The 394-nt window shown below is 47.0% G+C and carries 3 tRNA genes; all 3 read right to left on the reverse strand.

From position 1 onward, the window contains the following. Position 1 precedes the first annotated feature (1 nt). The 3 genes from AACR09_RS19570 to AACR09_RS19580 all read right to left on the reverse strand — a co-directional run bounded on the left by AACR09_RS19570 (position 2) and on the right by AACR09_RS19580 (position 382). Positions 2-75 (reverse strand) — tRNA-Cys (locus AACR09_RS19570). Between the two features lie 64 nt (positions 76-139). Beyond that, positions 140-226, reverse strand: a tRNA-Leu gene (locus AACR09_RS19575). A gap of 80 nt (positions 227-306) precedes the next feature. Beyond that, positions 307-382 (reverse strand) — tRNA-Gly (locus tag AACR09_RS19580). Between the last annotated feature and the right edge of the window lie 12 nt (positions 383-394).

Raw genomic sequence — 394 nt, forward strand, 5'->3', positions numbered from 1 at the left:
ATGGAGGCGCCTCCCGGAGTCGAACCGAGGTCCACGGATTTGCAATCCGCTGCATAGCCACTCTGCCAAGGCGCCTTCAATAGTGTTTTAAGAGAACAACTCTTTTGAACATTACCAAACAAGATAACAATCAAATAGATGGTGCCCCGGGCCGGACTTGAACCGGCACAGCGCGAACGCCGAGGGATTTTAAATCCCTTGTGTCTACCAATTCCACCACCAGGGCACGCAATTCTTTATTGCGATGCCGATTACTGAAAAGTAAAACACCATCTTAATGTCAAAATGAATCAACATTACAAAATTTGGAGCGATACATCGGGTTCGAACCGATGACCTCAACCTTGGCAAGGTTGCGCTCTACCAACTGAGCTAGTATCGCAATTTCATTCTT

Source organism: Vibrio sp. OPT20 (assembly GCF_963889365.1).
GTDB classification, from domain to species: Bacteria; Pseudomonadota; Gammaproteobacteria; order Enterobacterales; family Vibrionaceae; genus Vibrio; species Vibrio splendidus.